At 50.5% G+C, this 9365-nt stretch carries 10 protein-coding genes; 3 read left to right on the forward strand and 7 right to left on the reverse strand.

All coding sequences use genetic code 11. The features are described 5' to 3' along the window. From HWQ67_RS08250 to HWQ67_RS08270, 5 genes are all read right to left on the reverse strand, one after another. A partial coding sequence (locus HWQ67_RS08250) for a hypothetical protein (RefSeq protein WP_218252209.1) occupies positions 1–409 on the reverse strand: 409 nt, incomplete at its 3' end. Continuing rightward, positions 406–936 (reverse strand): hypothetical protein, encoded by a 531-nt coding sequence (locus tag HWQ67_RS08255; protein WP_218252210.1) that lies wholly within the window; start codon positions 934–936, stop codon positions 406–408. The genes HWQ67_RS08250 and HWQ67_RS08255, both read right to left, overlap by 4 nt. Before the next feature lie 140 nt (positions 937–1076). After that, entirely contained in the window at positions 1077–1448 is a 372-nt protein-coding gene (locus tag HWQ67_RS08260; protein ID WP_218252211.1) for a zinc ribbon domain-containing protein, read from the reverse strand. Between the two features lie 376 nt (positions 1449–1824). Continuing rightward, positions 1825–2901: a hypothetical protein gene (locus HWQ67_RS08265; protein ID WP_218252212.1), complete on the reverse strand. Its 1077-nt coding sequence runs from the start codon at positions 2899–2901 to the stop codon at positions 1825–1827. Between the two features lie 53 nt (positions 2902–2954). After that, complete coding sequence (locus tag HWQ67_RS08270; RefSeq protein ID WP_218252213.1) at positions 2955–4112, reverse strand: NAD(P)/FAD-dependent oxidoreductase; 1158 nt, start codon at positions 4110–4112, stop codon at positions 2955–2957. Positions 4113–4547: 435 nt separating this feature from the next. Between HWQ67_RS08270 and HWQ67_RS08275 the strand changes: the two genes are divergently transcribed. Genes HWQ67_RS08275 through HWQ67_RS08285 form a run of 3 tightly spaced genes read left to right on the forward strand, consistent with a single transcriptional unit; the run spans position 4548 to position 6336 of the window. After that, positions 4548–5291: a thiamine pyrophosphate-dependent enzyme gene (locus tag HWQ67_RS08275; protein WP_218252214.1), complete on the forward strand. Its 744-nt coding sequence runs from the start codon at positions 4548–4550 to the stop codon at positions 5289–5291. 3 nt (positions 5292–5294) lie between these two features. Further along, positions 5295–5849 carry a 2-oxoacid:acceptor oxidoreductase family protein gene (locus HWQ67_RS08280; RefSeq protein WP_218252215.1) on the forward strand — a complete coding sequence of 185 codons (555 nt, stop codon included), beginning with the start codon at positions 5295–5297 and terminating at the stop codon, positions 5847–5849. Continuing rightward, entirely contained in the window at positions 5821–6336 is a 516-nt protein-coding gene (locus HWQ67_RS08285; protein WP_218252216.1) for a GNAT family N-acetyltransferase, read from the forward strand. Before HWQ67_RS08280 ends, HWQ67_RS08285 begins: the two co-directional genes overlap by 29 nt. Before the next feature lie 138 nt (positions 6337–6474). Here HWQ67_RS08285 and HWQ67_RS08290 read toward each other — a convergent pair whose 3' ends face one another. Continuing rightward, complete coding sequence (locus HWQ67_RS08290; RefSeq protein WP_218252217.1) at positions 6475–8949, reverse strand: DEAD/DEAH box helicase; 2475 nt, start codon at positions 8947–8949, stop codon at positions 6475–6477. 6 nt (positions 8950–8955) lie between these two features. Beyond that, the coding region (locus tag HWQ67_RS08295) for a hypothetical protein (RefSeq protein WP_218252218.1) at positions 8956–9365 on the reverse strand (410 nt) is incomplete at its 5' end.

The following is a 9365-nucleotide window of genomic DNA, read 5'->3' on the forward strand; positions in this document are numbered from 1 at the left end:
TTGATATCTCTATCGCCCGGTCTATATCGGTATCCGCAGGCAGGAGACAAGACATAAGCCGCTTCCTGGCAAACGAAAAACTGTCCTTGTTGGCAAGTATCTCTTCGGCTCTTCTTATCGCTTTCTCTTTTAAATCAACCTTATGATCAACGTCCATCCCGATTATCAAAAAGGTCATCGCATTAAAGGCAGCGCTCCGAAAAGACAACTCCTTTTTCAGTTCTTTGAGCGTAGTTCCGGCATACAGGATATGCTCATAATCGCCGGCAACGCCAAAAAACAGCGAATAATCATGGTGATCACACTCAACGGGTTTATTGTCATTCTTGTTGTGTATGAGAAATAATTTGCCGTCATCCTTATATATGGCCTTCCCTAACTGGCCCGATATATATGCTTCCGTAATCATCTCTCGCTCCATTGTTTGCCTTTTATTTCGAGCTTCCCTTTCACTGCCGACCACAAGATATCCTCGTCTACATTCGCCGGGGGCGGACCATACACCTTCTCTACAGCATCGTTGCTAAAGCCATCATATATGTGTACCTCGACACAGTCATAGCTATCTTTGCTTTCTGCGTTTACTACTAATATGTTAGCATATTCTGAGTCAGTAAAGCTCTTCCGAAGTTTACGGGCAAGCTTTGCAACGGCTAACTTGTGCCTGTCTGCCCATAACGACCGATAGCCAGGAGGGATTTTGCTGTGTTCAGTAAGCTTGTGTCTTTTTACAAAGTCAAACGAATCCTCCTCAAGAAGCGTAGTCCTTGTGCTAATCTCCTTGTCGGACAGACAGATTGTGTATGTGCCATATTTCTTAACCCCGGTGCCATCAATGGAAATTGCAGCATAGCAGATATCACTACCATCGACGCCGAAAAGCATTTTGTCCACCTTTTTCCTGAAAATATCCTTTTCAGGCTCTAAAGATTCCATCTCTCCCGCTTTCACACGTCTGGCGTATGGTAAGTATTTATGTATCCTCTCAAAAAAGCAGGGTAATTTTTATTTCACGTTTAAAAGGCATGGATTCCTGCTTTCGCAGGAATGACAATTACAGCCGTTTTCTAAGTGTGTCATTCCTTGCTTGACCAGGAATCCAGTATGCGTAAAAGTATAGTTACCATGAAATATAAAGAAGATACGTATTTATCATCCTTTGTTGTTATAAAGCTATGTAAACCTTCAAGCTTCATGTTAATCACGGCAAAGGATTTTTTAAGATGCCCTTCAAATGTCATTGCGTTATCGTAGGTATCATTATTCTTTGCCGTCTGAAGAGCCTCGTCATATCTCCGTTGCAGGGCGTTCTGTTCGGTATCCCGCAGTACCTCCCTTACGTTTACGGGCGCAAGAGTTGTTTTGCAACTCGGACAATTTCTATCATTATTTGTTACGCCCCTTCCACATTCAGGACATCTGTAGTGTTCCGTGCCTGTTGCCCCCATGCAACCTCCAATTTTAAAATTCGTTACCAATCCCCGTATTAAAACTCATACTTCAGGGTATTATACACATATCATCCGGCTAGTGCAATACCTTGAATTTCTGGGGTGCATAAATTTTTGGTGGGTAAAAAAGTGGTAACAAAAAATGCGTATAAAGGGGTCAAGGGGGCTGGCTCCCTTGCAGGGGGTTCTATAGGGGGGCGGAGGGGGTGGGGCACGATTTTCCCGCAGCGGGTCGCACCCGCCCCTGCCACAAACCGCCCCTTTCTTTCTTCTTTCGTGTATAATTACCTATGGTCAGGTACTTACAACAGCAAAATCCCCCTGCCCTTCTGGAGAGGGAGGGGGATTAACCAATGGATCATCATGCGTGCGACTATATCTTTTTTCTGATGACCTCTTCGCTCTCTTTAATGGTATCCAGCATACACTGGGGCATGTTTCTGGCAAAGGTCGTCAGCAGTATGAAGCCCTTCTGCACCTCGGGGTCCATCATGGATGAAAAGAGGTTCTTCATGCCGGGCTTCAGTGGCCTTTCCATAAGCTGCTGCATTGTCCTTACGGCGCACTTCTCCATACCCTTGATCATGTACTCCGTCTCCTTGACGGAGGCACTCTTGAGGGTGTAGTCCAGTCCGCCGCTCTGGTCAAACTGCGCCAGGAAGTCCAGCAGCTTGATAAAGGTTGGTATGTTCTCTCCGGTCTTTTGCAGGAGCGTCAGTGTTTCGTCCTTTTCATAGGCGTACCTCATGGTGTTGATAGTGGGGGTCAGCTCCTTCATGATCTTTTCCGTTGCCGGATAGACGTCCTTAAACATCCCGACAAGGAACTCCATCGTCTTTATCATCTCCAGGAATGCCGGAATGTTTTCGCCGGTTTTTTGTATGAGTTCGAGGGTCTCTTCACGCTCAAAGACGTACCTCATGGTGTTGATGGTAGGGGTCAACTCCTTCATGATCTTTTCCGTTGCCGGATAGACGTCCTTAAACATCCCGATAAAGCACTCCATCGTCTTGAACATTTCCAGGAATGTCGGGATGTTTTCGCCGGTTTTTTGTATGAGTTCGAGGGTCTCTTCGCGTTCAAAGGCGTATCTGAGGGAATTTATGGTTGGTCCCAGTTCCTTTGTGATCTTTTCTGCGGCGGGGTGGATATCCTTGAAAAAGCCTGTAAAGGCTTCCATCGCCTTTATAGCTTCCAGGAATGTCGGGATGTTGTCGCCCACGGCCTTGATCAGTTGCAGGGTTTCCTCACGTTCAAATTTGGTTCTGAGCTCGTTCAGGGTGGAGTTTATCTCCCTGGGTATCTTCTCCAGGGCCGGCATGATGTCATGATAGAGACCTTCCAGCAGCTTGAGTCTGCCGTATATCTCATCTATCTGCGCTGCCATCTTTTCCTGCACCGCCGCTTTGTCGCCGCCATTTGAAGCGGCGAATGTCGATTTCTTAGACATATCTCACTCCTCAATCTTTATATTTATGCTTTACGGTAATCACAGGGATTGCCCTAGACCAGCCCGTTAAGCATAAGATTCCAGTACAGAGGTCTGAGCATGTGAACCTTTAACACCCAATTGGCATAACTTTCAATGGCAGGTGAGATGGACTCTTCATAGTTAAAGTGGGCAAACATGACCCGCTTGTGCTTTGTCAATATCGGACAGATGATTTCGCCGTCGTAGGTATCCGTTGGCACCTCGCCCTTGATCTCCGCCTTCAGGCGTGACACCAGCACTTTGGCCTGCTTGCGTATACCCGATGCCGTCTTGGAGGTGGGGAAATCGGAGGCGTCGCCGATACCATAGATGTTTTTGAACTTCTTGCTAACCATCAGGTGTTTGTCACAACTGACCCATCCGGCGGCATCTCCCACGCCCTCAGACTCCTCTATGACGGCCTCACCACCGTGCGGAGGCGTGATGCACAGCAGGTCAAACCTGACCTCCTTACCACCGTAGTCCTTGATAACCCCCTTGTCGTAGTCAACCTGCGATGGTGCAAAGTTGGCCACCGTATCGATACCGCGTGAGCCAAATATGCTGACCAGCTTTGAGGCATACGGCTCCCGGCTAAAGACCGCAGGCATCGGCGTTGTAAAGACGAACTTGAACTTGTCCCGCTTGCCCTTGATTCTCATTGTGTCTTCCGCCATCATTATGAACTTCATCGGGGCCGCAGGGCACTTGATGGGCATTTCGCACACCGACATCGCTATCGTTCCTCCGTCCATGTCCTTGAGCTTATCCCTTAGTTTGATTGCGCCGTCGAGTTTGTAGAATGTAAATACGTTTTTACTGGCCTCGATACCCTCCTTCAACCCCTCCGGTTCCTCAAAGAGCAACTTGGCACCCGAGGCAACCACCAGGTAATCGTAAGAGATTTCGCCATGTTTTTCCGTTACCACCTTGCTGTTGTCTGCGTCTATTTTGACTGCAACGTCATGTACGAGTTTGATGCCATCGAAAAAGAGGTCCTTCACTGGCCTGAGCAGATTCTTGGGATCATCCAGGTCAAAAACCACCAGCGTAAAAGCCGGCTGATATACGTGCATCTCATTGCGCTCGATGACCGTAATCTCAACCTCATCGGGACTAAACTCGTTCCTCATCCTGTTAGAAAACATCACGCCTGCACTACCGCCACCAATTACTAAAATACGCTTCATTGTAACCTTCCTCCTTAATAATTGCTGTAACCTTCAGTTTGTAATAATAGCCTCTTCTTCTTGACAAGTAAAAGTCATTTATTGTAAGCATAACTTATGTAAATTGTCAAATTAATGTTATAAGAGTGATGTATGTTACCACTATGGCATACTTAACACAAGATATGTGCAGGAGGTTCATGTGTGTTGTTGGTACAGCAGTACCGCTGATAACTTTCATACGTAATAGTTAAGCTATCGATATTGAAATGTTGTGTATAATCAACCTACTGTCAACAAGATAAAATGGGGTCAAGGGGGCTGGCCCCCTTGCAGGGGGTTCTGAAGGGGGGCGGAGCCGCCCCTTTCTTTCCTTCTTCTTAGGGGGGTGAACTATTACTTTCATACTAATTTGTGGCAAGCTATTTTAAAGTGTGCTATAATATAGCATAATAGATGAAGAAGGTATTTGAGAGACCTGAGAGCCTGCGGGATGTTGCGTTCAGGTTTTGCCCCGGATGTGGGCACAGCCTCCTGCACCGCATGATAGCGGAGAGCATAGACGAGCTTGGGATTCGTCACCGGGTGATAGGGATAGCACCGGTGGGATGTGCGGTGTTTGCCTATGACTACTTCAACTTTGACATAATCGAGTGTGCGCATGGCCGTCCCCCTGCCGTGGCCACGGCCCTTAAGCGAGTCAACCCTGAGACGGTGGTGTTTTCCTACCAGGGCGATGGCGACCTGGCAGCCATAGGGATGGCCGAAATCATACACGCCGCCAACAGGGGTGAGAACCTGTCGGTGTTCTTCATCAACAACGCAACCTACGGCATGACGGGCGGGCAGATGGCCCCCACAACCCTTCTGAACCAACGCACAACAACCTGTCCGCGCGGCAAGACCGTTGTTTCGGAAGGCTATCCCCTGAAGGTCTCCGAGCTTATCGCCGCAATTGATGGCTCGGTCTTTGTCGCTCGCACGGCACTTGACAACGTCAAAAGCGTCCTGAATACCAAGAGGCTCGTCAAAAAGCTCTTTGAAAATCAACTCAACGGGCTTGGTTTCAGTTTCCTGGAGGTGCTCTCTCCCTGTCCGACGGACTGGCACATGTCCCCCACGGAGTCACTGAACTGGATAAGCACGGAGATGTCAAAGGTCTTCATATCTGCAACGCTCAAGGACAATCCGGGGCAGTAAGCGTTGGAGAAGAAGGTGCTTATAGGGGGCAGTGGAGGGCAGGGCATCCTGTTTATGGGCAAGGTCATGGCCTATGCTGCCATGATAGAGGGTAAGGAGGTCACGTGGTATCCGTCCTACGGGGCGGAGATGAGGTGTGGCACGGCCAATTGCAGCGTGGTCATATCGGAAGAGGCCATAGGGCCACCGGTTATTACGTGGATAGACATACTGATAGCGTTTACGGAAGCCTCATCGAGGAAATTTGCACCACGGCTGCAAAAAGACGGCATACTGTTTTACGACTCCTCGCTGATGACCATAGACAACAGCATCGAAGTTGACATGTGCGGGATTGAGGCCAACTACATAGCATCGGGTCTTGGAGACACACGGATTGCAAACATGGTGATGCTCGGAGCTGTTGCGGCCATAACTGGGCTTTTTACACAGGACGTGCTCTTTGCCGCACTGGAAAACAATCAGCCCAGGAGTAAGGAACAGGCCATGTCCGTCAACAAGGATGCCCTGCTTAGAGGGTTCAAGATAGGTGAAGTTCAGAAAAGCAACCATAGCTGACGCCACAGCCCTGCACAAGCTGATAAACGACTTTGCATCCATACAGTTGATGCTCCCGCGGTCATTGCATACGATATACGGCAACATCAGGGAGTACTTTGTCTGTTGCGGTAGAGACACTGCGGCAGAGACACTGTCGGACCTCCAGGGAAAGGTACCTGGAGCATCATCCCTGCCGGAGCCTCTGGTTGGGGTCTGCGCCCTGCACATCCTCTGGGAAGACTTGGCGGAGATAAAGTCGCTTGCCGTACATCCTTCCAGTCAGCGGCGGGGCATCGGGGGACGGTTGCTTGACTCATGCCTCAAGGAGGCCATAGAGTTGGGCGTGAACAGGGTCTTTGCCCTGACGTATGTGCCGGAGTTCTTTCTAAAGTACGGATTTGAAAAGATCGACAAGTCCCTCCTGCCGCACAAGACCTGGGGCGATTGCATAAACTGTCCCAAGTTCCCAGCCTGCGATGAACAGGCCGTCCTCATTACGCTGTAAAGCATCCAACCGGAGCTTACGATATAACGGAAGTTATCATAATAATGTGAAATAATGGGGTCAAGGGGGCTGGCCCCCTTGCAGGGGGGATCTGAAGGGGGGGCGGAGCCGCCCCCTTCTTTTTTCTTTTTCTTCCTGCTACAATTCTTTTATGAGTGCGATGAGTTCGTCGGCGGAGACTTTGCTGGTTAGTTCGGTGCCTTCCAGGAGGCTGTTGGCGAGTTCTTTTTTGTTTTCGTGGAGCTTAACGATTTTTTCTTCGATGGTATTTTTGGTTATCAGCTTGTATATAGTCACGGGACGCTTTTGGCCTATCCGGTGTGCCCTGTCCGATGCCTGGTCCTCAACGGCGGGATTCCACCAGGGGTCCATGTGAATGACGTAATCGGCAGCCGTCAGGTTCAACCCAAATCCGCCCGCCTTGATGCTTATCAGAAAGACGTCGCCCGTACCGGCCTGAAAGTCCTCCACCGCCTTTGCCCTGTCCTTTATGGGCGTGCTGCCATCGAGGTACTGATACGATACGGACTTGGAGTCAAGGTACTGCCTGATTATCTTTAGATGGTCAACAAACTGGCTGAACACCAACACCTTGTGCTTGTTATCCAGCAACTCCTCCAGCACCTCCGCAAACAAACTGAGCTTGCTGCTAGGGATATCGACCTCCTGGTTGACCAGCCTGGGATTGCAACAGGCACGACGCAACCGCATCAACTCCGCCAGGATGCCAATGAGCTTCTGCCCGCTCTCCCCCTCGGACGTCTCTATCCGCTCAATAGCCCTCTGCCGCAGGGCCTCGTAAAAGGACGCCTCCTTTTCGGACATCTCCACCTCCAACACGATCTCCGTGCGCGAGGGGAGTTCCTCCAACACCTGACTCTTCATCCGTCGCAGGATAAACGGCTGCACAAGCCTCTTTAATCGCTGCCGTGCCTCACGATTGTTGTATTTCTCAATGGGGATGGCAAACCTGTTGTTAAACCTCTCCAGCGACCCCAACAGCCCGGGATTTATAAAGTTAAAGAGGTTCCACAACTCCCCCAGGTGATTTTCGATGGGCGTGCCGGTGGTTATGAGCTTAAACCCTCCCTTGAGTTTCATGGCAGCCTGGGAACGCTTTGTGGCAAAGTTCTTTATCGCCTGCGCCTCGTCAAGGACAATCGTCTGCCAGTTGACCTCGGCCAACAACTCGACCTCACTCTGCAGCAACCCGTAGGTGCAGAGCACCAGGTCGTTAGGCTTTAACGCTTCAAGTATTTGCCTTCTGTCCTTGCCGCCAAATATGACTACGTTGAGGGTTGGGGCAAACCGTTCCGCCTCCCTCTGCCAGTTGGATTGCACCGACGTGGGCACAACCACAAGGGATGCCCCAGCCACACCACGCTCTATGATGACGGCAAGGGCCTCGAGGGTCTTGCCCAGTCCCATGTCATCGGCCAGAGTCGCCCCAACCCCCCAGTGGGCCAGCCGGGAGAGCCACTTAAATCCCTCCACCTGATAGTCACGCAGTTGCACCTGCAGGGTCGATGGCACTGCGGGGTCGAGTACACCGGCATCGGCAACCTTCTTGATATACTCCCGCCATCCGCTGTCAACCTCAATGGCCTTGACGTCGTCAAAGAAGTCCTGAAGGGTCACGGCGGCCAGGGGATGCATGCGCACGTCCTTTGCGTGTCCATGGGCGTATGCCTTCATGTCCTCAAGACGCTTTTTGAGCTGCCGGCTCAGGAGCATGTACCTGCCCTCATCGAGTTTGACGAAACGCCCCTCCGTGCCATCCAAAAGCTCCAGCACCTGCTTTAGCTCCAACACCGTTGACTCATCCACGGCTATCGAACCGGAGACACTAAACCAGTCCGTCTGATGCCTCAGCGCCAATCGTAAACTGTCAAAGGATAGTTCTTTGGTTACACTGTAGCGTTGCCCCTCCGGCCACTCCAGCATTACCCCGTCACCGATCTCCCTAAGCTCAACAAGCAACTGCAAACAGCTCTGAGGGTCCTCAACGACCCACTCCCAATCATCTTGCTCGGTCTCCTGCAAGATGGCAGAGGCATTGATTACGTCAGAGGCATTTTTCTTTTCCTGCTCAAAGTCCCTGCGAGTATGACAGGGGTTGCCGGCAATATCCATCAGGAGATTCATACCGCCAACGCCAGGCTTCATATAAGGCCCCGCATCACCAAAGGGTCTGATCGTCATCTCCACCTTCAACCCCTCCCTGTAGGGCAATAACCGTATGTGCGGGCGGGCGTCGGCGTGTATGTCCCGGGCATTTTCAAGGCTCATGGCCATAGAGGAGTGTACCTGCACTATCGAGGAGATATTGCTCACCGCCTGGAGTACCTTGTCTTTGGCATTAGCGGGCACCAGCAGACCCTTGGTGCCAATAATGCTGTAGAGCTTCTTGTGCTCTTCTTTGCACTCCACTATCCTGTACTTGTTGGTGGCCTCCTTGACGATTATTACGTTATCGTTTTCCGGCTTAAATGGCGATATCTTTAATATATATCCACCTTTGGAGTTATCGACGATAAGCTCTGGCACCCCCTTTTTAAGCTCGATCCGTTCCGTGTTAGAGTCATGCACAAAGAGCAGGGGGTGGTCTACCATTGCAAGCTATGCCCTCTTGGTGTCAAACCTGTAGTAAGTTCCACCATAGTCTTTGTCGATCCCCAGGGTTGAGCAGATGTTGATATCCTGTGGTGTCAGGAGCAGGTCTTTTTCGGCCTTTATGTTATATATTCGTTTCAGTGCCACGTTCTTGCCGCCAGACCACGCACCGGTTTTAAGTCTCCTCTGTTCCCTGGGGGTTATGACGCACGAGTTTCTGATCACATCCATGTGTAACTGCCACACCAGGCGGGACTTCTTCTGCATGGCGTCTGCGTCCCTGTCTGACTGACACAACCCTATGATGGCATTGAGTGAACGCTCCCATGCCTCCGTCTTGAGAGTCAACAGCGACATCATACCAGTGGCCCCCGTCTGCTGCCGTGTTTGTTGCACAAACTCTGTTAACTCCGGTC

The organism is Candidatus Magnetobacterium casense, from assembly GCF_019173545.1.
GTDB lineage: Bacteria > Nitrospirota > Thermodesulfovibrionia > Thermodesulfovibrionales > Magnetobacteriaceae > Magnetobacterium > Magnetobacterium cryptolimnobacter.